Here is a 26,215-nt window from a genome sequence, read left to right as displayed (position 1 = left end):
TTCAAGCTCGTGGGAAAGGTTAAACCCCATGCGTCCAGCGCTTGCCAACCCCGCCGCGCGGGATTTCGCCCGATTGTCACATGGGCTGCGGCGATGCGGCGCGCATCAAAGCGGCGCCGACGCCTCGACCGCTGCGCCGAAGATCCGATCGAAGCTGCGCCTCAAGGCCTCGTCCGCCTCGTCCATCGTCGCCAGAACGCCGAGATCGACCAGGCTGGTGACGCCGTGTTCCTGAATGCCGCACGGGACGATGCCGCCGAAATGATCAAGATCCGGCTCCACGTTCAGGCTGATGCCGTGGAAGCTGACCCATTTGCGGACCTTGACGCCGATGGCGGCGATCTTGTCTTCACGCGACCAGCCCGCCCCCTTGCGCTCGACCCACACGCCCACGCGGCCCGGCCGGATGTCGGCCTTCACGCCGAACGTATCCAGGGCGCCGATCAGCCACAGCTCAAGCCCGCGCACGAAACACCGGACGTCCTTGCCGCGCCGGTTCAGGTCCAGCATCACATAGGCCACGCGCTGTCCCGGCCCGTGATAGGTGAACTGCCCGCCCCGCCCTGTGCGATGCACCGGAAACCGGCCGGCATCCAGAAGGTCGTCGTCCTTGGCCGAGACGCCGGCGGTGTAGAGCGGCGGATGCTCCAGCAACCAGACCATCTCATTCGCTTCGCCGGCTGCAATGGCCGCGACGCGCGCCTCCATGAAGGCCTCTGCGGCCGCATAGTCGACGTAGCCTTTCGACACGGCCCATTCGACCGGTCGGTCATCGTCGAGACGCAGTTTCTGAAGGGACGGGCTTAACGGCTCAGCAAGCATGACGCTTCAATGTGGTCGCCAGGGCGTTTCTGCAAGAGACGGCCCTCTAGTGAAGAGAGCTTTACGTGACCCAGATTAACGCCGTCGATGTCGAAATCTCCGTGGTTCTGGGTCGCTCGGTGCTGCCGATGTCGCAACTGCTGCGCATGGGTCGCGGCGCGGTGATTCCCCTGGACGCTGCAGAGGGCGACGAGGTCTGGATCCTGGCCAACAACTATCCTGTCGCGCGCGGCGAAATCGAGATCCGAGACGACCGTATCGCCATCACCGTCACCCGCCAGGCGGACGTGTACGACTTCATGGCCGGGTCGGCCTGAGACTTTGATCCGCGACGTCTTTTGCGTCGCTCATTTCGCCCTTTCCTTTTCCAACGGCTTCGTCTATTCGCCGCCGCTCCGATGCGAGCGGTCGTGGCGGAATTGGTAGACGCGCAGCGTTGAGGTCGCTGTGGGGCAACCCGTGGAAGTTCGAGTCTTCTCGACCGCACCATCTGGCTAAACAGGGCGATTCATCGGCTAAGTACGGCTGGACATTCTACCAAGGGAGGCGACCACGTGAGCACCACGGACACCGCCTTTGCTCCAGACGAGACGCTCGATAACGAAGACCACGCCGCCCTGGACGAGGACTATGTCCTCACCCCTCAATTCGTCGAGAAAGTCGTGGACGCCGCCGACGACGGCGACGGGATGCGGCTGCGCTCGCTGCTGGAAGACCTGCACCCGGCCGACGTCGCCGACCTGATGGGCTTTCTGACGGCGGAACACCGCGCCGTCGTGGTCCTGTGGTTGCCGCCCGAGCTTCTGGCCGAAACCCTGCCCGAGTTGGACGACAATATCCGCGAGGAGGTGCTGGAGCGCGTGCCGCACGGCACCCTGGCCGAGGCGCTGCAGGAACTGGATTCCGACGACGCCGCAGCCGTCGTCGAAGACCTGGAGGACGACCAGCGCGAACGCGTTCTGGCCGCCATGCCCGAAGTCGATCGCGCCGCCATCGAAAGCAGCCTGGGCTATGCGGAAGAATCCGCCGGCCGCCTGATGCAGCGCGAGGTGATGGCCGCGCCCCAGTTCTGGAGCGTGGGCGACACTATCGACCACATCCGCAAACAGGGCGACGACCTGCCCGAGCTGTTCTTCGACATCTATGTTGTCGATCCGCTGAACCGCCCGGTCGGCGGCGTGCCGATCAGCGGCCTGCTGCGCGCCGCCCGCACCATCGCCCTGACCGATCTGATGGAGCCGATCAACGAGATCGCCGTCGATCAGGATCAGGAAGAAGTCGCCTACATCTTCGAGAAATACCACCTGATCTCGGCGCCCGTCGTGGACGCGGCCGGTCGGCTGGTCGGCCAGATCACCGTCGATGACATCGTCAACATCATTCAGGAAGAGAACCGCGAGGACATCCTGCGTCTGGCCGGTGTCGCCGACGAGGACCGCGGTTCGTCTGTGCCCGAGATCGTGCGCGGTCGCGTGCCCTGGCTGGCGATCAATCTGGCGACGGCGGCCTTGGGCGCCAGCGTCATCGGCCTGTTCGAGGCCACCATCCAGCAGATCGTCGCTCTTGCCGTCCTGATGCCGATCGTCTCGGCCATCGGCGGCAATGCGGGCACCCAGGCCCTGACCGTGACCGTGCGCGCCCTGGCGACGCGCGAGCTGAACAGTTCGAACGCCCCGCGCACCTTCTGGCGCGAGATGGTGGTGGGCCTGGCCAACGGCCTGATCCTGGCGCCCCTGATCGGCATCGCGGCCGGCTTCTGGTTCCGGGACGAAGACTGGAAGATCGGCCTGGTGATCGGCGCGGCCATGATCCTGAACCTGCTGGTCGCCGCGTCGATCGGCGTCCTGACGCCCCTGACCCTCTCCAAGCTCAAGTTCGACCCGGCCGTGTCCTCGGCCGTGTTCGTCACAGCGACCACGGACTTCTTCGGCTTCCTGATCTTCCTTGGTCTGGCCACACTGGTGCTGCTCTAGACACCACGCGGACGATCCGGCGCGGCCCTTGCTAGGAGCGGTGCGAGCGCCGCGCGCCTGTTTCCAATTGGGTCAACTGTGTCTGACGTCCTCCCCAAACCCAGCAAGGTGTCCCGAGAGGGCGTCCTGCTGATCAAGAGTTTCGAAGGCTTCCGGCCTCGGGCCATGCAACGCAGCGACGGTCGCTGGGTCATCGGCTATGGCCACACCCGGTCGGCTCGCGAGGGCGCGAGAGTGTCCGAGGCCGAGGCCGAACTGCTGATGCAATACGACCTGATCCCGGTCGTGAAGGCTGTGATCGATCATGTCCGCGCGCCGCTGAACCAACATCAGTTCGACGCCCTGGCCAGTTTCGCCTTTTCCATCGGCGCGGACAGGTTCGCCGCCTCCGATGTGGTCGAACAGTTGAACGCGGGGTCTGCGCGTCAGGCGTCCGCCTCCATGAGCGCATGGGCCGATGAAGCCGCCGCAGAGACGCCAACCCGCCGGCGCTCGGCTGAACACGCGCTGTTCAATGCCGCGCCCGGCGCGCCGGTCACCCTGGCGGATCTCCTGGCCGCGCCCCTGCCGTCTCCTTTCGAGACGGATGAGCCGACCCTGCCCGCCGTCGACGGCGCCCTGGATGAAGCCGTCGCCCCCTTCCCGGCTCAGATCGACGTACCGCTGGCTCAAGCGACCACCGCGCCTCAGCCCCACGCCGTCTATGCCGCGACGGCTGTCGGCCCGGTCCCGGACGTCGTGCCGCTGACAGGGCAATCGGAGACCGTGTCCGTCGCTGCGCCGATCATCGCCGCGAACGACATCCACGCGCCGGTCGAGACCCAACAGCCGGAGACGCCGTCGGGCTTCGCGGGTGCGCAGAAAACCAGCGTGGTCCTGACCGCGCCGGGACTGGCCGAAGCCGCGTCCGGCGACAGCGCCGCCGCACCGGCCATCGAGGGTGATGCGGCAGCCAGCGAAGACGTGCTGAGCACGCGCGAGGTCGTGGCCCGCGCTCGGGCCAAGCGGCGTTCGGGCCTGGGGGAAACCTTGACCTTCGTCATCATGGGCGGCCTGGGCGCCCTGTGCCTCGGCGTCGCCATAGCCGCCTTTCGCCGCGCGTCGATATCGAACAGCAGCGACACCGCCACGGTCGCCTGGGTCCTGATCCTGGTCGCCGCCGCCTGCCTGGGGGTGTCGGGCTACAACTGCTATCGGCGCTGGGGACGGGCTGACCGCGTCTGACAGCGCTTGGCGAAAGGCCGTGCGCGATGCTACGCCCTAGCGCATGAGCATTCCCTTCGCGCCCCAATCCATGGAATTCGGCCTTGGCGATAACGCCGACGCCATCCGCGACACCACCGCCCGCTGGGCCGCTGATCGCCTGGCGCCGCTGGCCGCCGAGATCGACGAAAAGAACGAGTTCAAACGCGAGCTCTGGCCCGAGATGGGCGAACTGGGCCTGCACGGAATCACCGTCGAGGAAGAGTTCGGCGGCCTTGGCCTGGGCTATCTCGAACATGTCGTGGCGATGGAGGAAGTGTCGCGCGCCTCGGCCTCGATCGGCCTGAGCTACGGCGCCCACTCCAACCTGTGCGTCAATCAGATCCGGCGCTGGGGCACGGCCGAGCAGAAGCAGAAATATCTGCCCAAGCTGATCAGCGGCGAACATGTCGGCTCGCTGGCCATGTCCGAGGCCGGATCAGGTTCCGACGTCATGTCGATGCGCACCCGCGCTGAAAAGAAGGGCGATCGCTACATCCTGAACGGCACCAAGTTCTGGATCACCAACGCGCCCCACGCCGACACCCTCGTCGTCTATGCCAAGACCGATCCGGACGCTGGATCAAAGGGTTGCACCGCCTTCCTGATCGAAAAGGGCATGAAGGGTTTCAGCGTCAGCAAGAAGCTGGACAAGATGGGCATGCGCGGCTCGGACACCGCCGAACTGGTTTTCGAAGATTGCGAAGTGCCGGAAGACAACATCATGGGTCCGTTGGGCGGCGGCGCCGGCGTGCTGATGAGCGGCCTGGACTATGAGCGCGCCGTTCTGGCCGCTGGCCCGCTCGGCATCATGCAGGCCGCGCTGGACGTGGTCCTGCCCTACGTCCGCGACCGCAAACAGTTCGGAAAGCCGATCGGCTCGTTCCAGCTGATGCAGGGCAAGATCGCCGACATGTATGTCGCCCTGAACAGCGCCCGCGCCTATGTCTATTCGGTCGCCCGTGCCTGCGACGCCGGCCTGACAACGCGCTACGACGCGGCGGGTGCGATCCTGCTGGCGTCCGAAAATGCGGTGAAGGTCACGATGGAGGCCGTTCAGGCCCTGGGCGGCGCCGGCTACACCAAGGAATGGCCGGTCGAACGCCTGGTCCGCGACGCCAAACTTTATGACATCGGCGCCGGCACCAACGAGATCCGCCGCTTCCTGATTGGACGGGAACTGCTGGGCGGCTGACGGCTTGTCTCCGAACAAGGAGACAGACCATGCCCGCAAAATCCGCCGCTCAGCAAAAGGCCGCCGGCGCCGCCCTATCGGCTAAGCGTGGAGACACGCCGAAGTCGAAGCTGAAGGGCGCGTCCAAGTCCATGGTCGAGTCCATGACGGAAAAGCAGCTGGAAGACCTGGCCGAGACCAAGCGCAAGGGCAAACCCGAGCACGTGCAGGACTGAGACACAGTCGATTTATCTGATCGCCTGTCCGTTCTGTAAGTGGCGATCCACGCGCCGACCGCCTAGATGGGCGCAATCTCCAGCCGAGCGCCCCGCCTGATGCCCGCCCAACCGCCTCCGAATGACGACCTGCGGCGGTTTTCCGACGTCCTTGAATACCTCGGCCACGCCCCCGAACCCAAGCTGACCATGGCCGAACTGGTCGCTTCGTTCGGCGAGCGCGGCTTCGGGGCCATGATCCTGATCCTGTCGCTGTTGGCGCTTTTGCCTTGGCCGCCCGGCGGCAAGGCGGTCTTCGCCGTGCCGATCATCCTGATGTCTCTGGAACTGGCCTTCCAAAGACAGAGCGTCTGGCTGCCGCGCTGGATGTTGAAGGCCTCCGTATCCCGCGCCGCCTACACATCCTTGATCGCCACGCCGTTCGCAGCCCCGGCCTGGCTGCGTCGCTGGGTGCTGTCGGCGAAGGTGCGGATCGCCGGGTGCCGTTACATCTTTTCCGACGGCGTGAGGCGCGCCGTTCGCAGACGGCCGAACGGCGTGAGTGTTCTGAAGATGGTCCGCGCCATCGAACGCTTGACCCGTCCACGCCTGCCGCTGCTGACCGGCGATGTCGCCGACACCTTCACCGGCCTAGTCTGCGTCGTGCTGGCCCTGATCATGGCCTTGCCCATTCCGTTTGGAGACGCCCTGCCCGGTATCGCTCTGGTTCTGTTCGCCCTGGGCATGATGCAGCGCGACGGGGTCGCCATCCTGCTCGGCGTCGTCGCCACCGCAGCCAGCGCTCTTTATCTGTTCCTGATCTGGGCGACGGTAGTTGAGGTGGCCCAGCACGTGACCGGCTGGTTCGCCAAACTGCTGCACTGACGGCGACAAAAAGGGCCGCCGGGTTTCCCCGACGACCCTTCATTGCCTGACCGCGAACGGTCCGGCCGCAACTCAGTCTGAAAGGCTCAGACCAGGCCCTCTCCGAGGACCAGGGTCGCGGTCGCCGCTCGCGATTGATGACAATGAGACACTGGATCACCTCCTTTCGACTGTTGAACAGGGAGGCGAAACATAAGACTGCTCAACGCCTTGCGCCAATGGGCTTCGCGCTTTCGTGAACGCGTGCCGGTTTACTGCGTCGGCGACGCCCCGCCGGACAGGCCCTGCATGATCATGCGATTGATATCGATCAGATCCTGAAAGCTCTCTTCGCCCCGCATGATCGCCGAGGAATGGCGATTGATGAACAAGCTCAGTGAAATGATCTGCGCGCGCATCGGAGCGCCCAGGGCGTTGCCTGCATCGCTGCACTCGCCGGCCAGCGTCGACCAGAGGCGCCGGTTCCAGTCCAGCGCGTCGATACGGGTGGCGATGTCGGATTCGTCGACGGTCGAGGCGTGAACCAGAGCGCGCGTGACCTGACCGAACAGACGGTACTCCAGGTCGCGCGGGCTCTCAGCCCTCGCTGTCGCCGCTGTGTAGGCCTGAAGCGACATTCAGCACTCTCTCTTCATACTCGACAATCTTACGCGCCGACATCAGGGCCTTGTAGTATTCGCGCGCCAGCACATGACGCGAAGCCGAGACGCATTCGGCCAGGATGTCCGGGTTCTGCGTCGCGCCCATGAATTCGGTGATCCGCAGAGCGAGTTCGTCGAAGAACTTCGACGCCGAACTCTCGTCCAGATACATCATCATGATCGGGAAATAGATGCGGCGTGCGGGCGTGGTGACGTCCTCGGCCTGCATGATGTCCTTCTCGCGCAGGACGCTGGCGCGGTTTTGGAGGATCAGCACGCCGCGACGATCGCCGTTCTGGACCACCGCGCCATTCAGAACAAACTTCTCGCCGGGTTTCAGCGACAGCTTCAAGGCCATTGAGGACCGTACTCCAGTCGTGGTCGAGCCGGTCGCGCACGACAGCTTCGAGTGAATCAGACCCTACCCCGGCATCAGTTAACCATCCCTTGTGAGATCGATCCGCTGGAACGCGTATCGTCGCCGTTGCGTTGGCTTGTCGAAGAGGAGACGACCATGCCGGACAACGACTATCAGGACGATCAGGAACAGTCTGAGACGTTCGACGAAACCCATCTGGACGACGAGGGCGACGGCGAATTTCTGCTGGATGAAGCCGACCAGGTGCTGGACGTGACCCAGGCGGATGGCGACGCCGACGAAGAGGAGTTCGACGAGGACGCCGAGGTCGATCTCGATGACCCGTTAGCGCTCGACGGCATCGAACGCGAAGCCGACGCCCTATTGGGCGTCGATGGCGAAAACCGCGATCAGATCGATTCCGAAGGCGGGCCGGCGTCAGCGCCGGATGAAATCGAGCTCGTCTATTCCGGCCTGATGGAAAACGAACGCGGCGCACAGGCCAGCGCCGCCCACTGGGAAGCCAAAAGGCTCTCGGACGACGACATTACGGACTTGGGATACGGCCCGGACGGCGATCAAGACGCTCCGGCGCGATAAGGAGACAATGACATGACCGACGATAAAGCCCGTCACGACGCGTCCACCGACGCCCCGCACGCCAAGCGCACGACCTCGCAGGACGGTGTGCCGGACCAGCTCGACAAGATCGAAAAGTCCGAAAGCCGCCAGGAGGCGCTCGTGGATGAGGGTCTGGAAGAAACCTTCCCCGCCAGTGATCCGGTCTCGGCGAAGCGCATCACCTGATCGCTGTTCACGACGCAGGCGATCCGCTAACCCACTTCGTGGAAACACGGAGTGGGTTTTTCTATGAGCCGTTTCGAAGGCACGGACCGTTATATCGCGACGAGCGACCTCAAGGTCGCGGTGAACGCCGCGGTCGCGTTAGAGCGTCCCCTGCTGATCAAGGGCGAGCCCGGCACAGGCAAGACGGTCTTGGCCTATGAGATCGCCAAGGCCTTTGACGCGCCTCTGATCACCTGGCACGTCAAATCCACCACCAAGGCCCACAACGGCCTGTACGAGTATGACGCGGTCAGCCGGTTGCGCGACAGCCAGTTGGGCGAGGAACGCGTCCATGACGTCCGCAACTACCTGAAGAAGGGCAAGTTGTGGGAAGCGTTCACCGCCCCTGCCCGTCCCGTCCTGCTGATCGACGAGATCGACAAGGCCGACATCGAGTTTCCAAACGACCTGCTGCAGGAACTCGACCGGATGGAGTTCTACGTCCAGGAAACGGACGAGACGATCCGCGCCGAAGTGCGCCCCATCGTCATCATCACCTCCAACAATGAAAAAGAGCTGCCCGACGCCTTCCTGCGGCGCTGCTTCTTCCACTTCATTCGCTTTCCCGAAGCCGAGACCCTGTCGGCCATCGTCGATGTGCACTTCCCCGGCATCAAACCGCGCCTGGTGTCCGAGGCGCTGAAGACCTTCTACGAAATCCGCGACACGCCGGGCCTGAAGAAGAAGCCGTCAACCTCGGAGCTTCTCGATTGGCTGAAGCTGCTGCTGGTCGGGGATATCGACGCCGAAACCCTGCGTGAGAAGACGCCAAACAAGCTTATCCCGCCGCTGCATGGCGCGCTGCTGAAGAACGAGCAGGACGTGCATCTGTTCGAACGCCTGGCCTTCCTGAACCGCCGCGAAGGCTCGCGCCCCGGCGGCTGACTCGGTGATTACCGCGATTTCACTGGATCACGCGGCCGCAGTGCGCAGAATGCGGGCCAAGAGAGGTTCGACCATGCGTCATGTCCTGCTTTATCTAGCCCTCAGCGCCAGCCTGGCCGCCTGCGACGGCGACAACTCGGTCCGCATCACCACTACCTCGTCCAGCGACGATCAGGGCGCAGGCGTGTTGAAGGTGATCGACGCTCTGCAATGCCCGGACAATCTTGGCGTGCTGACGCGAAAGGGCCTGGCGGCGGCGGGCGGCGCAAACTGCGTCTATGGCGGCCCCAAGGGCGCCGACGTCGTGCTGCATCTGGTCAAGCTGGACGGTCGCTCCGTCGATGACGTCCTGCGGGACTTCGAAGCGCGCGCCAGCGCCGATCTGCCCCATACGGTCGCGCGCTTGGCCCCGGGCGCAGGCGATGCGCCGCCGCCTCCGCCATCGATCGAGGCAGGCGATACGACTTCCGTCCAGGCGCCTGGGGTTGACATCAAGACGCGCGGCGAAGACGCCTCGGTCCGACTGCCGGGCCTGAAGATCGAGACCCAGGGCGATAACGCCAGCGTCCGCATCGGCGGCATCAACATACAGTCCAAGGACGGACAGAACGTCCGCACCGAAACCTCGACGGTCAGCGTGGACGCCAACGACAACTCCACGCGCGTGCGCACCCGTGCGCCGGGCGCGGCGACGCGCATGACCTATATCCTGGCTGACGATCAGCCCGGCGATGCGGGCTGGCGCCAGGTCGGCTTCGAGGCGCGCGGCCCCAGCGGCGGCCCGATCGTCATCGCCGTGGTCAGGTCCAAGGATCGCCGAAACGACGGCATTTTCGACGACGCCAAGGAACTGGTTACGCTGAACGTCGGACGCTGACGCGGCGATTTCCTTCGCCGTCTGGTCCCTCCCGCTTGATCCCGGCGTGTCTTTGCGTCACCTGACCAGCCGACAAGCGATCAGGACACGCGATTTGGCCGAGCGCCCCAACAAGAAGAACGCCCCCCGCGCCTGGCAGCGCATGCTGTCCGGTCGCCGCCTGGATCTGCTGGACCCGTCGCCGTTCGACATCGAGATCGAGGACATCGCCCACGGCCTAGCGCGCGTCGCGCGCTGGAACGGTCAGACCATCGGCGAGCACGCCTTCTCGGTCGCCCAGCATTCGTGTGTGGTTGAAGAAATCGCCGCCCACATAAAGCCCGGCCTGGATCCGAAATGGCGTCTGGCCGCCCTGCTGCATGACGCTTCGGAATACGTCATCGGCGACATGATCTCGCCGTTCAAAGCGGCGCTCGGAGCCGGTTACAAGGACTTCGAGGCCAAGCTGGAAGCCGCGATCCATCTGCGCTACGGCCTGCCGCCCAAAACGCCGCAGACGATCAAGACCCTGATCAAGAAGGCCGATAAGGCCTGCGCCTTCTTCGAGGCGACGCAGTTGGCCGGTTTCACCGAAAAGGAATCGCTGGGCTTCTTCGGCAGTCCGCCCGAGGGCTACAGCCTGACGATCGAACCCCAACCCGCGCCGGTCGCCCAGGCCCGCTATCTGGAACGCTATCGAGTCCTGGCGGGCGCCGTCGGCCTGATCCCCGCCGACGACGCCTGGCACACGGAATAGCGCAATGACCCAGGGGGCGGAGGACGGCGTTCGCATCGGCCTGTCGGCGGTCGTGATGACCCTGAAAGATCGGCAGGCCGTCGTCCTGACGACCCCGACCGAGGACGGTTCGCGCGCCCTGCCCTTCGGACCGTTCGATCCCGTGCGTGACCGCACCTTCGAACGCGCTTTGCGAGACTTCGTGACGGACCAGACCGGGTTTCGGCTCGGGTTTGTCGAACAGCTCTACACCTTCGGCGACGCGGGCCGCGCCTCGCCCCGCGCGACGCCCGGCCCTGGCCGTCACAGAGAGGTCTCCGTCGGCTATCTGGCCCTGACGCCCGACGCCGCGGAAGGCCAGACCCATGACGCCCGCTGGGACGCCGTGTTCGAGTTCTTTCCCTGGGAAGACCGGCGCGGCGGTCACGATGCGCGAATCACGGAAGGCCTGCACGCCTGGGCAGATGGCGACGAGCATCGCCTGGCCCGCGCCCGCGCCCTGTTCGCCCTGACGGCCGATCACCGCTGGAACGAGGAGCGGGTGCTGGAGCGCTATGAACTGCTCTATGAGGCGCGCCTGGTCGCCGAGGCGTGGCGCGACGCCGATCTGTCACCCACGCAGCCCATGCCGGGCCGCATCATGTCCTCGGATCACCGGCGCATCCTGGCGACTGCGCTCGGCCGTCTGCGCAGCAAGCTGAAATACCGCCCCGTTCTGTTCGATCTGACCCCCGGCGTCTTCACCCTTTCCCAACTCCAGGCGGGCGCCGAGGCCGTGTCGGGCCTTCGCCTGCACAAGCAGAATTTCCGTCGCGGCGTGGAGCGCACTGGGCTGGTCGAACCCACCGGACAACTCTCTTCCACCACGGGCGGTCGACCCGCTGAACTGTTTCGATTCAAGGGCGTGGACGCCCAGACCGGCGCCGCGCCGGGCCTGTCTTTGCCCGCGCAAAGATAGCGTCGGATTTCTTTCACAGACGGGTTGCGAAGCGCTGCGGCTACGACTAGAGAAGCCCCTCGCTCGACCAAGCGATATCGGCGCCGCGGAGAGGTGGCAGAGTGGTCGAATGTACCGCACTCGAAATGCGGCGTGCCTGGAAGGGTACCGTGGGTTCGAATCCCACCCTCTCCGCCACCGGCCTGACGAAGGCCTAGGCCAAGTTCCAACATTATCGAAACGAGGCTTCGGCCTTTGCCGTCGGGTTTCTGCGCCTGCATCTTGGACTCTCAAGCATTGCGCATTGAATGATCATGATACCGGTGTCAGAGTCGCTCTCGTTGGATATCAGATGGGCGACGATCGATGATCACGCGACGTAAGGCGCTACTGAGCAGCATGGCGACCGCGGGTCTGCTTTCGGCGCCCTCCGGCGTTCTTGCGGCAACGGCGCCAAATCGCGTGATGACAACCGCCGGACCGGTCATCGGTCTGCGACAGGAGGGGATCAGCGTCTTCAAGGGCGTGCGATATGGAGCGCCGACGCGGCGGTTCCAACCGCCAGAAAAGCCGACGCCTTGGCGCGACCCGGTTCGTGCAACACGTTACGGCGCGGCCAGTCCGCAGCGCGGCGATGAGCCGAGTCAAAGCGAAGATTGCCTGTTCCTGAACGTCTGGACGCCAGGCACCGACGCGGGTCGGCGACCGGTGATGGTCTATATCCACGGCGGCGCCTATTCGAGCGGTTCGGGATCGGACCCGCTGTATGACGGCACGCGTCTGGCGGCGCGCGGCGATGTCGTGGTGGTGACGCTGAACCACCGGCTGAATGTCTTCGGCTATGCCTATCTGGCGCGACTGGCGCCGGGGTTCGAAGATTCGGGCAACGTCGGCCAGCTGGATCTGGTCCTGGCGCTGCAGTGGGTACGAGACAACATTGCGGCGTTCGGCGGCGATCCGTCGAGGGTGATGCTGTTCGGTCAGTCCGGCGGGGGCGCCAAGATCGCCACCCTGATGGCGACGCCGGCGGCGCAAGGTCTGTTCCATCGCGCCGCGACCATGAGTGGTCAGCAGGTGACGGCGTCCGGGCCAATCAACGCCACGACGCGAGCCACGACATGGCTGAAGGCTCTGGGCCTGACGCCGGATCGGGCGGCCGAAGCGGCGACGATGCCGGTCGAGCGGCTGCTCGAAGCGCAGAGCGCCGAGGACCCGATTCTGGGCTTCGGCGGCCTGTATTTCGGGCCGGTGCTGGATTTCCGCACCCTTCCCCGCCACCCCTTCTATCCCGACGCGGCGCCGCTGGGCCGGTCGATCCCCATGATCATCGGCAACACGCGCGAAGAGACCCTGGGCTTCATGGGCAACGATCCCAAGAATGTCGGGCTGACGTGGGAGACCCTGGCGGCGCGGCTGTCGCCCGGCGTCATGCGTATCGACATCACGCCCGAAGCTGTGATCGCCGGCTATCGCGCCATGCATCCTGAGTGGTCGCCCGACCAGGTGCTGATCGCCGCGACGACAGCGGGGCGGTCCTGGCGCGGCGCGGTGATCGAGGCCGAAGAACGGGCCAAGGCTGGCGCACCCGCCTGGGTCTATCAACTCAACTTCCCTGGAGAGTTGGCCTCGGGTCGCAAGGGCGCCTTCCATACCGCCGACATCCCGCTGGTGTTCGACAATGTCGAGGCGCCCGGCTCGCGGACGCGCGGGCCGGGCGCGCAAATCATGTCGGACCGGATGAGCGACGCCTTCATCGCCCTAGCTCGCGACGGCGATCCCAACCATGCCGGACTGCCGCGCTGGGACCGCTATGAGCTGCCTCGCCGACAGACGATGTTGATGGATATCCAGCCGCGCATGGTCGACGATCCGCGCGGGGACGAGCGGGCCTTCTTCTCGGCCATTCCCTATATCCAGCCGGGAACCTAGAGCGGAAAATCCAGCCGGGCGGCCCAGGCGCGCACCAGATCGGGCCAGACCTGCGCGGGCTTGCCCTGGATCAGACGGACGCCGAAACCGTGGCCGCCTTCCTGGAACAGATGCGCCTCGGTCCGGACAGAGGCGGCTTTGAGCGCGGTCAGCAGTTGCAGGCTGTTCTCCACCGGCACGGACGCGTCGTCCATGGCGTGCAGCAGGAAGACGGGCGACGCATTCCGCCACTCCATCTGCTCCAGAGAATAGGCTGCGATCCGCTCGGCCGACGGCGTCTCGCCCAGCAGGTGCGTCCGCGATCCGGCGTGGACGTACGGGTCCGCCATGGTCGCGACCGGATACATCAGAACGGTCAGATCGAGTCGCAGGGGTGCGCTATCGGCGGCATCGACCGGTTCATAGGTCGCGTCCGTCCGGGCGCTGGCCAGCCCCGCCAGATGGCCGCCAGCCGAGGCGCCCAGCACGGCGATCTTTTGCGGATCGAAGCCAAAGTCGGCGGCGCGGCTGCGGATCAGCCGGATCGCACGCTGGGCGTCCTGCAGGGGTGCGTCGGCTCCGGCCGCCCAGCCGTCAGCCGGCAGGCGATAGCGCAGGACGAAACAGGTCGTGCCGCTGGCGGCGAAGACGCGCGCGACGTCATACCCTTCCTTGTCCAGCACAGCCCAGCGATAGCCGCCGCCGGGGATAAGAAGCATCGCCGAACCGTTCGGCCGCTCGGGGCGAAAGACGGTCAGGATCGGATCGGTCGTATACTGGGCGTAACGGTCGTGGAAGGCGGGATCGGTCGACCGCTCTGGCACGACCGGCGTGACGGTCACGCCCTGCCCGCCCGGGGCGCCGTCGGGCCATAGGCGGATGATCTCGGTTGGGTCGGCCGGACCGGCGCGGCCGCCATCCTCCACTGTCTGCGCCCTCGCCCCGGATGCGCCGACTACGGCCCCCATCGCCAGACCTAAAAGCGTCCTGCGTTCCACATCCATCACAGTTCTCTCTTCCTGAAAAGACGACGGCCGGACGATCGCTCGCCCGGCCGCAATCCTTGATGACGTCGCGGCGCTGAGCCACTCAGTCGTTCGTCAGACCTTGGCCAGTTCGTATTTCGGCGTGATCAGGTGAATGACCAGAAGCGCGATCAGATAGGCCGAGGCCGCCACGATGAAGATGGGCGTATAGGTGCCGATCTTCTCCAGGACGTAGCCGGCGTATTTGGCCATGGCCATGCCGCCGATGGCGCCCAGCATGCCGCCGATGCCGACGACCGACCCCACCGCCGAGCGGGGGAAGACATCGCCCGGCAGCGCATAGAGATTGGCCGAAAAGCCCTGGTGCGCGGCCGTCGCCAGTCCGATGATGCCGACCGCGAGCCAAAGGTTTGACGCCTCGGCCGCGAAGGCCACCGGCACGGCGCACAGGGCGCAGATCAACATGGTGATCTTGCGGGCCTTGTTGATGCTCATGCCCCTGTGCATGAAGCGCGACGACAGCCAGCCCCCGCCAACCGAGCCGATGTCGGACAGGAGATAGATGGCGACCAGCGGCGGGCCGAAGGTCTTCAGATCCAGCCCATAGGTCTTGCCCAGGAAGTCCGGCAGCCAGAACAGGAACATCCACCAGATCGGATCGATCAGGAACTTGCCCAGAGCATAGGCCCAGGTTTCCTTGACCGTCAGCAGTTTGGTCCATTTGACCTTTTCGACAACGTCGGCCGGATCCTGTTCGATATAGGCCAGCTCCGTCGCGGACAGCTTCTTCTGCTCGCGCGGGCGGCGATACACCAGCAGCCAGATCGGCAGCCAGATCAGGCCCAAGGCCCCGGTGATGACAAAGGCCATCTGCCAGCCGAACGCCAGCACGAGGCCCGGAACGATCAGGGGGGTGACGATGGCGCCGATATTGGTGCCGGCGTTGAACAGGCCGGTAGCGAAGGCGCGTTCCTTTTTCGGGAACCACTCCGCCACCGCCTTGATCCCGCCAGGGAAGCCGCCGGCTTCGCCGACGCCCAGCACCATCCGCGCCATCATGAAGTGCGACAGGTCACGCGCCGCACCGTGCATGATGTGACCGATCTGCCAGATACCGAAAGCGATCCCCAGCCCCCAGCGCGCGCCGATCTTGTCCATGATCCGGCCCCACAACAGGTAGGCCACTGCATAGGACGCCTGGAACCAGAAGACGATGTCGGCATAGTCCGTTTCGGACCAACCGAACTCGGCCGACAAGGTCGGCTTGAGGAAGCCGATCATCTGACGATCGACGTAGTTGATGACCATGGCTGCGAACAGCAACCACATGATGATCCAGCGATACTTGCCGGGAGATGGCGCCTTGATCTGGATCGGCGGCGCGACGGAGGCGTCTGACATGGTTATGAAAACCCGTTCCTGAATATTCCTCGACGCGTCCCTACTCTTTTCCGTCCCTGAACGGCGGCGGGGTGGGCGTCCGATGATGTTACTGGGCTTCGGCCCTGACGACCGAACAGTGAAGTTCTGCGATACCCTTGAAGATGCACACGGCCTCGTCGCCCGCGTGGACACGGTGGACGCCGGTGACAGCGCCGGTCGAAACCAGCGTGCCCGCCTTCAATGGACGGCCCCAGCGCGCGCAATGTTCCAGCAGAAACCGCACGGATTCCATCGCGCCGCCTGCGAGGGACTGCGCTCCGCCCGTGCCGACGCTGGCGCCATTGATCACCGTCTCGACCTCGATGCCGTCCAGACGCTCACGCCAGTTCTCGACCTCGGGACCGATCATCAGTCCGCCATTGTTGCCGAAATCAGAGGCGACCACGGCTGATCCCAGATCGTTGATCGTCGAAAGCGGGCTGCCGGCCAATTCGACGCCGATGAAAACCTTGTCCACGACGCCCATTGCTTCTTCGATGGTCCAATTGGTCTTGGCGGGATCGGCGTCGGCGCCGGTCCGAGCAATGAACTCGGCTTCCACCGCTGCAAACCCACCCTCGATTTCGGGCAAGGGAACGACCGTATCGCCGGGCGCAGGCCAGACGTTGCGCGCGAAGATCGCGCCAGCCAGACGATGAATCCCCAGCTTGGGCTGCTGCTCCGACGGGACGCCGCCCACCTTCCAGCCCACGACTTTATCGGGAAACAGACCGATCGCGACGTCCTGAATCGCGTAGGATTCGGCCATGCTCTGGGGAATCACGCCGGGATAGTCTGGCGTGTTGCGCGCCGCCAGACGCGCGGCGACGAACTGTTGTGCGATCGCCGCCGGGTCAGCCGACAGCGCGTCGTCCTGGCTCGCAAGTGAGGGGGTCGAAGTCAAAGGGGTCGCCTCGTGAATAGGCTCCGATAAGAGCGACGAAGGAAACCGGTGTCAATGCGCTTTAGCTGAGCCCCATGGCGTCGGCCGCGAGTCGCGGCTATGCCTTCAAGCTGCACATAGGGAAGGAGCCGAACCTTGGCTCAAGACGATCCGCGATCCGGCAAGCCGGGCAAGCGGGCAACCATCAACGATGTCGCCCGTGAGGCGCAGGTCTCCAAAAAGACCGTCTCGCGAGTCATCAATCAGTCGCCGTTCGTCAAGGAAGACACGCGCGAAAAGGTCAACGCCGTCATCAAGGCTCTGGGTTTCACGCCTGATCCACAGGCGCGCGGCTTGGCTTTCAGGCGTTCGTTCCTGGTCGGTCTGATCTACGACAACCCGAGCCCGACCTATGTCGTGAACATGCAGCAAGGCGTGCTGGATGCGCTGAAGGGGTCCGGCCTGGAACTGGTCGTCCATCCTTGCAATCGCAACTCCCCTACCCTGCTGGAAGACATCAGGGGCTTCGTCGAGCGCCAACGTCTGTACGGCGTCATCATGCCGCCTTCGGTGTCCGAGGATGAACAGGTCATCGACCTGCTGCGCGATCTCGACTGCCCCTATGTCCGCATCGCCTCGGTGGCCTTGGATGAACCTCAGGCGATGGTGGTCACCAATGACTGGATCGGCGCGGCTGAGGCGGCGACGCACCTGGCCGACCTGGGACACAGAAGAATCGGTCTGGTGCGCGGGCCGGACCTGTTCCGCTCGTCGGCCGTGCGGGGCAAGGGATTCCTGGACGCTCTGGCCGAGCGCGGGATCCCGCTGGACCCGGCTTACGATTTCACGGGCGCCTATACGTTCGAATCAGGCGTGGAGGCGGGCCACGCCCTCTTGGCGCTGGAAACGCCGCCGACCGCGATCTTCACCCTCAACGACGACATGGCCATTGGGGTGATGCAGGCGGCGCGAGATCGCGGCCTTGAGCTGCCGCGCGACCTGTCCGTCGTCGGCTTCGATGATTTGCCGATGGCGGCGCGGGTTTGGCCCAACCTGACGTCGGTGCGCTTGCCGATCCGAGACATGGGACGGATGGCGGCCGAAAAGCTGCTAGCGCCGATGCGGGGCGTCGATGCGACCAAGATGAATCAGCCCGAAGTTCGACCGGCTCTGGTGGTGCGCAAGTCGGCAATCCCGGCAGTCTGAGTTGGGTCGGCGCGCGTGATCGCGCGCCGACCTGTCTGCCTCAGGCTGTTTCGAGCGCAGGCTTGGCGGCGAGAACGCCCTTCAGATAATCGCGAATACCTTCGTCGGTGGCATTGGCGAAGAAGTAGTCCTGGAACTTCTCGCCGGCGATGGCAGCCTTCAGCAGGTCCTGATCCATCGTCTTCAGAACCGTCAGCATGTCGTGGCAGGTCACCGCCTTCAGGTCGCTGAGCACGCCGCGATTCGTGCGCATGATCTCGGCCCGTTCCTTGGGATAGCCCAGGCCGCGCTCGCCTTCGAACAGCTTGCGATAGACATCCTGCAGATTCAGTTCCGCAGCCCAGCCGAAGCCCTTGGCATAGGGCATCGAGATGGCGTTGCCGTCGTTGATCTGGCCGAACAGGAAGGCGTCGGTCGGGTCGATCACCAAACCGCAGAAGACGCCTGGCATGCTGTTGCAGGCCAGCATCGAGCCCATGCCGGTTCCGCAGCCGGTGACGACGAAATCGGCCGCGCCGGAGTTCAACAGAATGCCCGTCAGCACGCCGTTCATGACGTAGGTCAGCGAGGCCTTATCGTCGGCCGCGTACATTCCATAGTGGAAAACTTCATGGCCTAGCGGTTCGGCGACAGCGGTTAGAGCGGAATGCACCGTCTCGCTTTTGGCGGCCTGGCTGTTTTCGATGATGAGAGCGATCTTCATGGGGGAATCCTCAAGACGGTGGCGAAGCGATGCCGACATATGTGAGCGGCGTTGGTCTAATCGATTGCATCCTTATATGACACCGGTTACCTAGTCCACAGAAGGACGGGCGCAAGATCCGTCTCGGTGGCTCGCGCTGCGAGTTCCCAGGGAGACCGGCATGTACGACCCCATGTACGACAAAGTCTATCAGGCCACCCATCCCGACATGATGGACGGGGCCTCGAACCAACAGCTGCGCGATCGTTATCTGATTCAGGATCTGTTCGTTTCAGGCAGGATCAGCCTGAACTATTCCCACCACGAGCGCATGGTCATCGGCGGCGCGACCCCGGCTGAGACCGCCCTGAGCCTGCCCACCCAATCGGAGCCACCCTCTTTGGCCGGCGCGCCGTTCCTGCAGGCCCGTGAACTGGGCGTGGTCAATATCGGCGGCGCCGGTTCGATCACGGTGGATGGCGAGACTATCGAACTAGGCTTCCGTGACGGCCTGTATGTGCCGATCGGATCAAGCGACGTCAGCTTCGCCTCGAATAACCCCGCCGAGGCCGCGAAATTCTATCTGGTCGCCACGCCGGCCCACGCCCGCTACGACTTAACCAAGATTTCGATCGAGGAGGCTGTGCCGCTGGAAATGGGGTCGCTGGAGACCTCCAACGAACGGACCATCTATCAGTACATCGTTCCCGCCAAGGTGAGGTCTTGCCAGTTGCTGTTGGGCGTGACGGTGCTCAAGTCGGGCTCGGTGTGGAACACCATGCCGCCGCACATTCACGACCGCCGTTCGGAAGCCTACCTCTATTTCGGCCTGGGCGAAGACGACCGCGTCTTCCACTTCATGGGCGAACCAGACAAGTCACGCCATATCGTCATCGCCGACGGTGAGGCGGTGATCTGCCCGCCGTGGTCGATCCATACTGGCGCAGGCACTTCGAACTACACCTTCATCTGGGGCATGGGCGGCGAGAACCTCGACTACACCGACATGTACAAGCTCGACATTTGCCAGTTGAAGTAATCAGGACAAGAGGAAGAAAAATATGAGCAATCCGTTCGACCTGACCGGCAAGGTCGCCCTGGTCACCGGCGGCAACGTGGGCCTGGGCCAAGGCATCGCCCTCGCTTTGGCCGAAGCCGGCGCCGACATCGTCTCGGTCGCCCTGTCGGAGTCCGACGACACGGTCGCTAAGGTCCAGGCGATGGGCCGTCGCGCCCACGCGATCAGCGCCGACCTGACCTCGATCGAGCCGGTCGAGCGCGTGGTTCACGAAGCTCTGGCCGCCATGGGCCGGATCGATATCCTAGTGAACAACGCCGGCCTGATCCGTCGCGCCGACGCCGTGGACTTCACCGAGGCCGACTGGGACCTGGTGATGAACATCAATCTGAAGACCGTCTTCTTCATGAGCCAGGCGGTCGCTCGTTTGTTCATCAAACAGGGCGACGGCGGCAAGATCATCAACATCGCCTCTATGCTCTCCTTCCAGGGCGGCATCCGCGTGCCGTCCTACACCGCGTCCAAATCGGGCGTCGCCGGCCTGACCAAGCTGATGGCTAATGAATGGGCGCCGCACCGCATCACCGCCAACGCCATCGCCCCCGGCTATTTCGCCACCGCCAACACCCAGGCTCTGCGCGAGGACCCGGTGCGTTCTGCCGAAATCCTGGGCCGCATCCCGGCCGGGCGCTGGGGCGAGCCGTCGGACTTGGGCGGTGCGGCCGTCTTCCTGGCCAGCCGGGCCTCCGACTACGTCCAGGGCGCCATCCTGCCGGTCGACGGCGGCTGGCAGGCGCGCTGATCCGGGGCTAGCGTTGCGATCATGACCCAGGCTGCATCTTCCCGCCGCATTCTCTGCTTCGGCGAGATGCTGCTGCGGTTTTCGCCCAACGCCAACGAGCTGCTGATGCAATCGCCTGCCCTGACCGTGCGTCCGGCCGGCGCCGAGGCCAATGTCGCCGTGTCGCTGGCTCGCTTCGGCGCGCCGACCGGCATGGCGACGGTTCTGGCCGACAATGCGCTGGGCCGCGGCGTGCGTGACGAGGTGCGCAAGCACGGGGTCGACACCTCTCAGGTCGTCTTCAAACCCGGCCGCATGGGTCTGTATTTCCTGACGCCGGGCGCTGTTCGTCGTCCGTCGGAAGTCCTCTATGACCGCGCCGGATCGGCCTTTGTCGAATATGTCGATACGGCCTTCGACTGGGACCAACTTCTGGATGGCGTCGAATGGCTGCACGCCTCGGGCGTGACACCGGCGACCGGGCCGAACGGCTCGGCCGCCGCCGTCGCCATCATCGAGGCCGCCGTCCGCAAGGGCGTCAAGGTCAGCTACGACGGCAACTTCCGCGGCAAGATGTGGGAACAATGGGATGGCGATCCCCCGGCCACGCTGGGCAAGATGCTGGCGGGCGCCACGGTCGCCTTCGCTGACGACCGCGACTTCGCCCTGGTGCTGAAGACGACATTCGTCAGCCCCGACCCGGCTGTGCGTCGTCGTGAAGCCGCCAAGGCCGCCTTCGCTGCCTTCCCTCGCCTGCAACGCATCGCCTGCACCCTGCGCGTTCAGGATAGCGTCGCCGACCAGGCCTTGTCGGCCGTCATGCTGACGCGCAATGGCGACGACGTGATCGAATCCAAAGCCGAGGCCATTCACATGGCTGGTGTAGTAGACCGGGTGGGCGGCGGCGACGCCTTCGCCTCCGGCGTGCTGTTTGGCCTGTGGAGCGGCTGGTCGGATCAGGAGACCCTCGACTTCGGCCTCGCCGCCGCCGGCTTGAAACATTCCGTGCCCGGCGACTTCAACCTGGTCACCGCCGACGAGGTGCGCGCCGCCATGGGCGACGGTGGCTTCGATATCCGCCGCTAAGGCTCCGAACATTGAGATTGGTTGGAGGCCGCATGGAGAAGTCCATGCGGCCTTTTTCAATCGCGCCATAGGGCTAGGAAACCGGTGTCAATCATGCTTCAGTGATGCTTCGAAACGGTCAGAAGAAACCGTGCGAGAGAGGTCACACCAGGAGTTTCCATGTCCGTCACGTCCATGAACCGCCGCGCCTTGCTGGCCGCAGGCGCCGCCGCCACCTTCGTCGCCGCTTCGGGGCCCGTCCTAGCCCAGGCGTCGCCAGAGCGCGCCGCCATTCTGGACACCATGAAGCGCGCCGCTCGGTTCATGAGCGAAGAGGCCGCCGTCGAGGGCGGATACGTTTGGCAATATCTGCCTGACTTTTCGCGCCGTTGGGGCGAGCTTGAGGCCAACCCGACGATGATCTGGGTCCAGCCCCCGGGCACCGCGACCGTGGGCCACCTGTTCCTGGACGCCTATCATGCCACCGGCGACGAATTTTACTATGAAGCGGCCAAGAAGGCTGCAGACGCTCTGATCAAGGGCCAGCACGCTCTGGGCGGTTGGAACTATGTGATCGACACCGCCGGCGAGGAGTCGCTGAAGCAGTGGTACGGCACGGTCGCCGCCAACGCCTGGCGGTTGGAGGAATTCCACCACTACTACGGCAACGCGACGTTCGACGACGCGGGGACAGCCGAGGCGTCGCAACTGTTGCTGCGGATCTACCTTGAGAAAAAGGATCGCAAATATCTGGCGCCGCTGAACAAGGCGATCACCTTCGTGCTGGAAAGCCAGTACGAGAACGGCGGCTGGCCCCAGCGCTATCCGTTCGTCGAGAACGGCGGCCTGCACGGCCATGCCGACTACACGCCCTACATCACCTTCAACGACGACGTGGCCGGCGAGAACCTGGAGTTCCTGATCTACGCCTATCACGGCCTAGCGCGAAACGGCCGGGGCGATGCGAGGATCCTGGACGCCATCAATCGCGGCATGGACATCTTCGTGAAGACCCAGCAGCCGCAGCCGCAACCGGCCTGGGGCCTGCAACACTTTCCCGACACGCTGAAGCCGGCGGGCGCCCGGACGATCGAGCCGCAAGCCTTCGTCACCCACACGACCGGCACTAACATCAAGTCGATGATGGGCTTCTATCGCCTGACGGGCGACCGCAAGTATCTGGCCCGCCTGCCCGAGGCGATGGACTGGCTGGATCAGGTCGCGGCCAAGCCGCCGCTGAAAACGCCGGGCCGCACGCACCCGACCTTCATTCTGGAGGGCGCCAACACGCCGATCTACATCCACCGGCGCGGGTCCAACATCGCCAACGGCCAGTACTACGCCGACGACAACCCCACCAATCTGATCGTCCACTACGGTTCGTTCCGCAATGTGGACACCCCGGCCCTGCGCGCGGAGTACGCGCGTCTGTCGGCCATGCCGGTCGATGAGGCCACGCGCGGGTCGCCGCTGAAGGCGCGCCCCGGCTCGCTAAATCTGCCCAAGTACTTCACGCTTCAGGATGTGGACGTGTGGGACATGTCCAGCGATGCTCGTCGCCCGACCGCGCCTCACGCCGGTCGCGCGGCCGAAGTCATGGCCGGGCTGAATGCGCGCGGCTATTGGCCCACGCCGCTGACCACGACGTCAAACCCGTACAAGGGCCCCTCCCCCACCGCCGTAACAGGCGGCGAATACCAGATGACCCGCGTCGGCGACCTATGGGACACCTCGCCTTACAATACCGACTTCCCGGTGGAGGGCGTCTCCACCTCGGTCTTCATCCGCAACATGGGCGATCTGATCGAGTCGTTGGGGGCTTAGCACTTGCGAAGATGTGCTTTGTCCCCGCTTTCGTGGCGGGAATAACGCACTGATCCTGCGTCAGATCGCCAGCATCTCGCGGGTCATGCCCGCGATCGACTTGGCCCCGGTCAGGGTCATGGCGACGCGTATTTCCTTTTCGAACAGATCCAGCAGGTTTTCGACCCCCGCCTGGCCCTTCGCCGCCAGGGCGTAGATGAAGGCCCGGCCCAGCAGGACAGCGTCGGCGCCCAGGGCGATGGCGCGGACCACGTCCAGACCGTTGCGGATGCCGGAATCCACCAGAATCTTCAGCTCGCCCTGCACCGCGTTGGCGATGGCGGGCAGAGCGCAGGCAGACGACAGCACCCCGTCCAACTGACGCCCGCCGTGGTTCGACACCACGATGCCGTCTGCGCCGAAGCTGACGGCGTCGCGGGCGTCCTGCGGATCCAGGATGCCCTTGATGATCATCGGCCCGTCCCAGAAATCGCGGATCCATTGCAGGTCTTTCCACGAGATCGAGGGATCGAAGTTGTTCGCCAGCCAACCGATGTAGTCAGCGAGCCCCGTCGGCTTGCCCAGATAGGCCGAGACATTGCCCAAATCGTGCGGCGTGCCGCGCACCCCGACGTCCCAGGCCCAGGCCGGATGGGTCATCGCCTGAACAATGCGGCGAATCTCGGCATTGGGCCCACTCATGCCCGAATGGGCGTCGCGATAGCGAGCGCCCGGCGTCGGCATATCGACGGTGAAGACCAGGGTCTTCACCCCCGCCGCCCTGGCGCGCTCCAGCGCATTCTTCATGAAGCCGCGGTCACGCAGCACATAGAGCTGGAACCACATGGGTCGGTCGATGGCCGGCGCGACCTCCTCGATCGGGCAGACAGAGACGGTCGACAGAGTGAAGGGCACGGCGCGCGAGGCCGCCGCCTTGGCCGCCTGCACTTCGCCCCTGCGCGCATACATGCCGGTCAGGCCGACGGGCGCCAAGATGATGGGCAGGCGCAGGGTTTCGTCGAACAGCCGGGTATCCAGGCTGAGGCTAGTCATGTCCTGCAGCACGCGCTGGCGCAGGGCGATGGCCTGCCAGTCCTCGACGTTGCGACGCAGGGTCTGCTCGGCATAGGCGCCGCCGTCGATGTAATGAAACAAGAAGGGCGGCAGCTTGCGCCGCGCGGCTTCCCGATAATCGCTCGGCGACGAAATGATCACGCGCTCATCCTACTGGAAGTTGGCGAAGGCGCCGCCGTCGACCAACAGGGCCGCGCCGGACATATAGGACGCCATGTCCGAGGCCAGGAAGGCGACGACCGAGGCGATGTCCTCCGGCCGGCCCAGACGGCCCAGCGGAATGCGGCCCTCCATAAATTCGCGCTTCTGCGGGTCGGCGAGGTCGTCCTTGTTGATGTCGGTGGCGATGGTGCCGGGCAGGACGGAGTTGCAGCGGATGCCGTGACGGCCCAGGGCGACGGCGCAGGACTGCATCAGGCTGTGCACCCCCGCCTTGGTCGGCGTGTAATGGGTCTGCATCTCACCGCCGACGAGCGCCGAGATCGAGCTGATGGCGACAATAGCGCCGCCGTCTCCCTGCTTGACCATCTGATTGGCCGCCGCCTGCACCATGTAATAGGCGCCGTGAAGATTGACCTCCATCGTCCGGCGCAGGGTCTCGACCGGCATGTCGAGGAAGGCGTGGAACGGACAGATGCCAGCGTTGGAGACGAAGACGTCCACCCGGCCCAGCGCCTGAACGGCGGCATCGACGAAGGCTGCGGCGCTCTCGGGCTGGGCCACATCGCCGTCGACGGCGATGGCCCGGCGGCCCAGCGCCTCGATCTCGGCGACCACCTCGGCGGCGGCCGTCTCGTCTCGGAAGGTATTCAGGGCGACATCCGCCCCCTGGCGTGCAGCTTCGATCGCCGTCGCCCGTCCGATACCCCGCGATGCGCCCGTGATCAGGACGACCTTGTTCTCAAGCAGCATGCGGGCTCCGGCGGCGGTTCGGTTTCAGGATTTGGGCGACCAGCCCAGGTCTGCGCTGATCGCGTCGGCGGCCTCGGTCACGGTCTTGGTCAGTTCGGTCATCCGAGCGTCGGACATATATTGGGCAGCGGAAGACACGCTGAGCGCGGCGACGATCTGGCCGTTCACCGAACGGATCGGCGCGGCGACGCAACGGATCTGGTCTTCGTTCTCTTCCAGGTCGAAGGCGTAGCCCTTCTGGGCGTAGCCATGCATCCGCTCCAGCCAGACGGCGCGGGCGGATGAGTCATAGGTCGCGCCCGGCTCGGCGTAGAAATCGATCCAGTCCGCCTCGGTCTTGTCCAGGATCAGCGCCTTGCCCAGGCCGGTCGAGGCGATGGGGTGCCTCTCGCCAAGACGTGAGCCAATGTTGATGCGACGCCGGCCGGCGACCTTGTCCAGATAGAGCGCATGACGGCCTTCCAGCACGCCCAAGTGGACCGTATCGTCGGTTTGAGCCGACAGTTGTTCCAACCAGGGCCGGGCCACGCGCGGCAAATGCATCTGCTGGCTGGCGGCATGGCCCAGCTCCAGCAGTTTGGGGCCGAGGGAATAGCCTTCGCGCGGGCGGAAGGACAGCAACCGCCGCTCGACCAGGGCCGAGGCCAGACGATGGGTCGTGCTGCGCGTCAGCTCCAGCTTTTCGGACAATTCGGCCAGCGGCAGTGAGCCGTCGATCAGGGCGTCGATAACGTCCAGACCACGCAGCAGGGTCTGGCTGCCGGACGCCTTGGCGCCGACCTCTTCATCCCCATCGACCTGTGCGGTCTTGATTGACGGCGTTTGTCCCATTTTGTAATCCTCATTCTCAGAATGTAGCAAAACGCGCAAGTCGCTCCGTGACACGAGGATGACTGTGACGCTAT

General features: G+C 64.8%; 28 protein-coding genes and 2 tRNA genes. 20 read left to right on the top strand and 10 right to left on the bottom strand.

Annotation, left to right across the window (positions count from 1 at the left end; all coding sequences use genetic code 11):
* Nucleotides 1–105: 105 nt before the first annotated feature.
* A complete protein-coding gene (gene lipB / locus B3T77_RS12570; protein ID WP_292079984.1) occupies nucleotides 106–822 on the bottom strand; it encodes a lipoyl(octanoyl) transferase LipB in 717 nt (238 codons plus the stop codon).
* A 65-nt stretch (nucleotides 823–887) separates the two neighbouring features.
* Here lipB and B3T77_RS12565 point away from each other — a divergent pair, with 65 nt between their 5' ends.
* The 7 genes from B3T77_RS12565 to B3T77_RS12535 all read left to right on the top strand — a co-directional run bounded on the left by B3T77_RS12565 (nucleotide 888) and on the right by B3T77_RS12535 (nucleotide 6,311).
* Nucleotides 888–1,139 (top strand): FliM/FliN family flagellar motor switch protein, encoded by a 252-nt coding sequence (locus tag B3T77_RS12565; RefSeq protein WP_017505209.1) that lies wholly within the window; start codon nucleotides 888–890, stop codon nucleotides 1,137–1,139.
* An 87-nt stretch (nucleotides 1,140–1,226) separates the two neighbouring features.
* Nucleotides 1,227–1,311: transfer RNA gene (locus tag B3T77_RS12560), tRNA-Leu, on the top strand.
* 65 nt (nucleotides 1,312–1,376) lie between these two features.
* Nucleotides 1,377–2,795 (top strand): magnesium transporter, encoded by a 1,419-nt coding sequence (gene mgtE, locus B3T77_RS12555; RefSeq protein WP_091747315.1) that lies wholly within the window; start codon nucleotides 1,377–1,379, stop codon nucleotides 2,793–2,795.
* 78 nt (nucleotides 2,796–2,873) lie between these two features.
* Nucleotides 2,874–4,019 (top strand): glycoside hydrolase family protein, encoded by a 1,146-nt coding sequence (locus tag B3T77_RS12550; protein WP_292079981.1) that lies wholly within the window; start codon nucleotides 2,874–2,876, stop codon nucleotides 4,017–4,019.
* Nucleotides 4,020–4,062: 43 nt separating this feature from the next.
* The gene (locus tag B3T77_RS12545; RefSeq protein WP_271041363.1) at nucleotides 4,063–5,232 is read left to right on the top strand and encodes an isovaleryl-CoA dehydrogenase; all 1,170 of its coding nucleotides are present in this window, start codon (nucleotides 4,063–4,065) and stop codon (nucleotides 5,230–5,232) included.
* A 29-nt stretch (nucleotides 5,233–5,261) separates the two neighbouring features.
* Nucleotides 5,262–5,447 carry a DUF3008 family protein gene (locus tag B3T77_RS12540; RefSeq protein WP_039247297.1) on the top strand — a complete coding sequence of 62 codons (186 nt, stop codon included), beginning with the start codon at nucleotides 5,262–5,264 and terminating at the stop codon, nucleotides 5,445–5,447.
* A 99-nt stretch (nucleotides 5,448–5,546) separates the two neighbouring features.
* Nucleotides 5,547–6,311, top strand: coding sequence for an exopolysaccharide biosynthesis protein (locus tag B3T77_RS12535; RefSeq protein ID WP_292079978.1), 765 nt, complete (start codon nucleotides 5,547–5,549; stop codon nucleotides 6,309–6,311).
* A 251-nt stretch (nucleotides 6,312–6,562) separates the two neighbouring features.
* Here the strand turns inward: B3T77_RS12535 and flaF are convergent, their stop codons facing one another.
* Both flaF and flbT read right to left on the bottom strand, forming a co-directional pair.
* On the bottom strand, nucleotides 6,563–6,928 hold the full coding sequence (gene flaF, locus B3T77_RS12530) for a flagellar biosynthesis regulator FlaF (RefSeq protein ID WP_055808591.1): 366 nt from the start codon (nucleotides 6,926–6,928) through the stop codon (nucleotides 6,563–6,565).
* Entirely contained in the window at nucleotides 6,888–7,310 is a 423-nt protein-coding gene (gene flbT / locus B3T77_RS12525; protein WP_045811316.1) for a flagellar biosynthesis repressor FlbT, read from the bottom strand. Before flbT ends, flaF begins: the two co-directional genes overlap by 41 nt.
* A 156-nt stretch (nucleotides 7,311–7,466) precedes the next feature.
* Between flbT and B3T77_RS12520 the strand changes: the two genes are divergently transcribed.
* The 8 genes from B3T77_RS12520 (at nucleotide 7,467) to B3T77_RS12485 (ending at nucleotide 13,499) form a co-directional block, all read left to right on the top strand.
* Nucleotides 7,467–7,910 carry a hypothetical protein gene (locus B3T77_RS12520; RefSeq protein ID WP_292079975.1) on the top strand — a complete coding sequence of 148 codons (444 nt, stop codon included), beginning with the start codon at nucleotides 7,467–7,469 and terminating at the stop codon, nucleotides 7,908–7,910.
* Between the two features lie 12 nt (nucleotides 7,911–7,922).
* Nucleotides 7,923–8,117 (top strand): hypothetical protein, encoded by a 195-nt coding sequence (locus B3T77_RS12515; RefSeq protein WP_066551817.1) that lies wholly within the window; start codon nucleotides 7,923–7,925, stop codon nucleotides 8,115–8,117.
* Between the two features lie 63 nt (nucleotides 8,118–8,180).
* Nucleotides 8,181–9,041 (top strand): AAA family ATPase, encoded by an 861-nt coding sequence (locus tag B3T77_RS12510; RefSeq protein ID WP_292079971.1) that lies wholly within the window; start codon nucleotides 8,181–8,183, stop codon nucleotides 9,039–9,041.
* 73 nt (nucleotides 9,042–9,114) lie between these two features.
* Nucleotides 9,115–9,918 carry a methyltransferase type 11 gene (locus B3T77_RS12505; protein WP_066551818.1) on the top strand — a complete coding sequence of 268 codons (804 nt, stop codon included), beginning with the start codon at nucleotides 9,115–9,117 and terminating at the stop codon, nucleotides 9,916–9,918.
* A gap of 94 nt (nucleotides 9,919–10,012) precedes the next feature.
* Entirely contained in the window at nucleotides 10,013–10,654 is a 642-nt protein-coding gene (locus B3T77_RS12500; protein WP_088582949.1) for a YfbR-like 5'-deoxynucleotidase, read from the top strand.
* 4 nt (nucleotides 10,655–10,658) lie between these two features.
* The gene (locus tag B3T77_RS12495) at nucleotides 10,659–11,591 is read left to right on the top strand and encodes an NUDIX hydrolase (protein WP_292079969.1); all 933 of its coding nucleotides are present in this window, start codon (nucleotides 10,659–10,661) and stop codon (nucleotides 11,589–11,591) included.
* A gap of 87 nt (nucleotides 11,592–11,678) precedes the next feature.
* A tRNA-Ser gene (locus tag B3T77_RS12490) sits at nucleotides 11,679–11,768 on the top strand.
* A 168-nt stretch (nucleotides 11,769–11,936) separates the two neighbouring features.
* Nucleotides 11,937–13,499, top strand: coding sequence for a carboxylesterase/lipase family protein (locus B3T77_RS12485; RefSeq protein WP_271041367.1), 1,563 nt, complete (start codon nucleotides 11,937–11,939; stop codon nucleotides 13,497–13,499).
* On the opposite strand, the gene B3T77_RS12480 is transcribed toward B3T77_RS12485, so the two are convergent.
* The 3 genes from B3T77_RS12480 to B3T77_RS12470 all read right to left on the bottom strand — a co-directional run bounded on the left by B3T77_RS12480 (nucleotide 13,496) and on the right by B3T77_RS12470 (nucleotide 16,790).
* Nucleotides 13,496–14,446, bottom strand: a complete 951-nt coding sequence (locus B3T77_RS12480; protein ID WP_292079967.1) for an alpha/beta hydrolase — start codon at nucleotides 14,444–14,446, stop codon at nucleotides 13,496–13,498. The genes B3T77_RS12485 and B3T77_RS12480 overlap by 4 nt on opposite strands.
* A 132-nt stretch (nucleotides 14,447–14,578) precedes the next feature.
* Nucleotides 14,579–15,865, bottom strand: coding sequence for an MFS transporter (locus tag B3T77_RS12475; protein ID WP_184278537.1), 1,287 nt, complete (start codon nucleotides 15,863–15,865; stop codon nucleotides 14,579–14,581).
* Between the two features lie 88 nt (nucleotides 15,866–15,953).
* The gene (locus B3T77_RS12470) at nucleotides 15,954–16,790 is read right to left on the bottom strand and encodes a 2-keto-4-pentenoate hydratase (RefSeq protein WP_292079964.1); all 837 of its coding nucleotides are present in this window, start codon (nucleotides 16,788–16,790) and stop codon (nucleotides 15,954–15,956) included.
* Between the two features lie 135 nt (nucleotides 16,791–16,925).
* Between B3T77_RS12470 and B3T77_RS12465 the strand changes: the two genes are divergently transcribed.
* Nucleotides 16,926–17,975: a LacI family DNA-binding transcriptional regulator gene (locus B3T77_RS12465; protein WP_292079962.1), complete on the top strand. Its 1,050-nt coding sequence runs from the start codon at nucleotides 16,926–16,928 to the stop codon at nucleotides 17,973–17,975.
* A 40-nt stretch (nucleotides 17,976–18,015) separates the two neighbouring features.
* Here B3T77_RS12465 and B3T77_RS12460 read toward each other — a convergent pair whose 3' ends face one another.
* A complete protein-coding gene (locus tag B3T77_RS12460) occupies nucleotides 18,016–18,678 on the bottom strand; it encodes an RpiB/LacA/LacB family sugar-phosphate isomerase (RefSeq protein ID WP_292079960.1) in 663 nt (220 codons plus the stop codon).
* 172 nt (nucleotides 18,679–18,850) lie between these two features.
* On the opposite strand from B3T77_RS12460, the gene kduI reads away from it, so the two are divergent.
* The 4 genes from kduI to B3T77_RS12440 all read left to right on the top strand — a co-directional run bounded on the left by kduI (nucleotide 18,851) and on the right by B3T77_RS12440 (nucleotide 23,345).
* Nucleotides 18,851–19,696 carry a 5-dehydro-4-deoxy-D-glucuronate isomerase gene (gene kduI, locus B3T77_RS12455; protein WP_292080038.1) on the top strand — a complete coding sequence of 282 codons (846 nt, stop codon included), beginning with the start codon at nucleotides 18,851–18,853 and terminating at the stop codon, nucleotides 19,694–19,696.
* Nucleotides 19,697–19,718: 22 nt separating this feature from the next.
* Complete coding sequence (gene kduD / locus B3T77_RS12450; protein ID WP_292079959.1) at nucleotides 19,719–20,477, top strand: 2-dehydro-3-deoxy-D-gluconate 5-dehydrogenase KduD; 759 nt, start codon at nucleotides 19,719–19,721, stop codon at nucleotides 20,475–20,477.
* 21 nt (nucleotides 20,478–20,498) lie between these two features.
* The gene (locus tag B3T77_RS12445; protein ID WP_292079956.1) at nucleotides 20,499–21,542 is read left to right on the top strand and encodes a sugar kinase; all 1,044 of its coding nucleotides are present in this window, start codon (nucleotides 20,499–20,501) and stop codon (nucleotides 21,540–21,542) included.
* Nucleotides 21,543–21,701: 159 nt separating this feature from the next.
* On the top strand, nucleotides 21,702–23,345 hold the full coding sequence (locus B3T77_RS12440) for a pectate lyase (RefSeq protein WP_292079955.1): 1,644 nt from the start codon (nucleotides 21,702–21,704) through the stop codon (nucleotides 23,343–23,345).
* Between the two features lie 60 nt (nucleotides 23,346–23,405).
* Here B3T77_RS12440 and lldD read toward each other — a convergent pair whose 3' ends face one another.
* The 3 genes from lldD to B3T77_RS12425 are packed head-to-tail and all read right to left on the bottom strand — an operon-like array spanning nucleotide 23,406 to nucleotide 26,141.
* Nucleotides 23,406–24,539: an FMN-dependent L-lactate dehydrogenase LldD gene (lldD, locus tag B3T77_RS12435; protein ID WP_292079953.1), complete on the bottom strand. Its 1,134-nt coding sequence runs from the start codon at nucleotides 24,537–24,539 to the stop codon at nucleotides 23,406–23,408.
* Between the two features lie 9 nt (nucleotides 24,540–24,548).
* A complete protein-coding gene (locus B3T77_RS12430; RefSeq protein WP_292079952.1) occupies nucleotides 24,549–25,310 on the bottom strand; it encodes an SDR family NAD(P)-dependent oxidoreductase in 762 nt (253 codons plus the stop codon).
* Nucleotides 25,311–25,334: 24 nt separating this feature from the next.
* Nucleotides 25,335–26,141: an IclR family transcriptional regulator gene (locus B3T77_RS12425; RefSeq protein ID WP_292079950.1), complete on the bottom strand. Its 807-nt coding sequence runs from the start codon at nucleotides 26,139–26,141 to the stop codon at nucleotides 25,335–25,337.
* Nucleotides 26,142–26,215 lie beyond the last annotated feature (74 nt).

Origin of the sequence: Brevundimonas sp. UBA7838, from assembly GCF_002500885.1 — a bacterium.
In the GTDB taxonomy this organism is placed as follows: Bacteria; Pseudomonadota; Alphaproteobacteria; order Caulobacterales; family Caulobacteraceae; genus Brevundimonas; species Brevundimonas vesicularis_C.
This window is presented reverse-complemented; position numbering and strand designations above follow the sequence as displayed.

Bases quoted from the DNA above. Each gene is read 5' to 3' on its own strand.
- lipB (WP_292079984.1), bottom strand. From the start codon at position 822: ATGCTTGCTGAGCCGTTAAGCCCGTCCCTTCAGAAACTGCGTCTCGAC.
- B3T77_RS12545 (WP_271041363.1), top strand. From the start codon at position 4,063: ATGAGCATTCCCTTCGCGCCCCAATCCATGGAATTCGGCCTTGGCGAT.
- B3T77_RS12540 (WP_039247297.1), top strand. From the start codon at position 5,262: ATGCCCGCAAAATCCGCCGCTCAGCAAAAGGCCGCCGGCGCCGCCCTA.
- B3T77_RS12535 (WP_292079978.1), top strand. From the start codon at position 5,547: ATGCCCGCCCAACCGCCTCCGAATGACGACCTGCGGCGGTTTTCCGAC.
- flaF (WP_055808591.1), bottom strand. From the start codon at position 6,928: ATGTCGCTTCAGGCCTACACAGCGGCGACAGCGAGGGCTGAGAGCCCG.
- flbT (WP_045811316.1), bottom strand. From the start codon at position 7,310: ATGGCCTTGAAGCTGTCGCTGAAACCCGGCGAGAAGTTTGTTCTGAAT.
- B3T77_RS12520 (WP_292079975.1), top strand. From the start codon at position 7,467: ATGCCGGACAACGACTATCAGGACGATCAGGAACAGTCTGAGACGTTC.
- B3T77_RS12515 (WP_066551817.1), top strand. From the start codon at position 7,923: ATGACCGACGATAAAGCCCGTCACGACGCGTCCACCGACGCCCCGCAC.
- B3T77_RS12510 (WP_292079971.1), top strand. From the start codon at position 8,181: ATGAGCCGTTTCGAAGGCACGGACCGTTATATCGCGACGAGCGACCTC.
- B3T77_RS12505 (WP_066551818.1), top strand. From the start codon at position 9,115: ATGCGTCATGTCCTGCTTTATCTAGCCCTCAGCGCCAGCCTGGCCGCC.
- B3T77_RS12495 (WP_292079969.1), top strand. From the start codon at position 10,659: ATGACCCAGGGGGCGGAGGACGGCGTTCGCATCGGCCTGTCGGCGGTC.
- B3T77_RS12485 (WP_271041367.1), top strand. From the start codon at position 11,937: ATGATCACGCGACGTAAGGCGCTACTGAGCAGCATGGCGACCGCGGGT.
- B3T77_RS12480 (WP_292079967.1), bottom strand. From the start codon at position 14,446: ATGGGGGCCGTAGTCGGCGCATCCGGGGCGAGGGCGCAGACAGTGGAG.
- B3T77_RS12475 (WP_184278537.1), bottom strand. From the start codon at position 15,865: ATGTCAGACGCCTCCGTCGCGCCGCCGATCCAGATCAAGGCGCCATCT.
- B3T77_RS12460 (WP_292079960.1), bottom strand. From the start codon at position 18,678: ATGAAGATCGCTCTCATCATCGAAAACAGCCAGGCCGCCAAAAGCGAG.
- kduI (WP_292080038.1), top strand. From the start codon at position 18,851: ATGTACGACAAAGTCTATCAGGCCACCCATCCCGACATGATGGACGGG.
- kduD (WP_292079959.1), top strand. From the start codon at position 19,719: ATGAGCAATCCGTTCGACCTGACCGGCAAGGTCGCCCTGGTCACCGGC.
- B3T77_RS12445 (WP_292079956.1), top strand. From the start codon at position 20,499: ATGACCCAGGCTGCATCTTCCCGCCGCATTCTCTGCTTCGGCGAGATG.
- B3T77_RS12440 (WP_292079955.1), top strand. From the start codon at position 21,702: ATGTCCGTCACGTCCATGAACCGCCGCGCCTTGCTGGCCGCAGGCGCC.
- B3T77_RS12430 (WP_292079952.1), bottom strand. From the start codon at position 25,310: ATGCTGCTTGAGAACAAGGTCGTCCTGATCACGGGCGCATCGCGGGGT.
- B3T77_RS12425 (WP_292079950.1), bottom strand. From the start codon at position 26,141: ATGGGACAAACGCCGTCAATCAAGACCGCACAGGTCGATGGGGATGAA.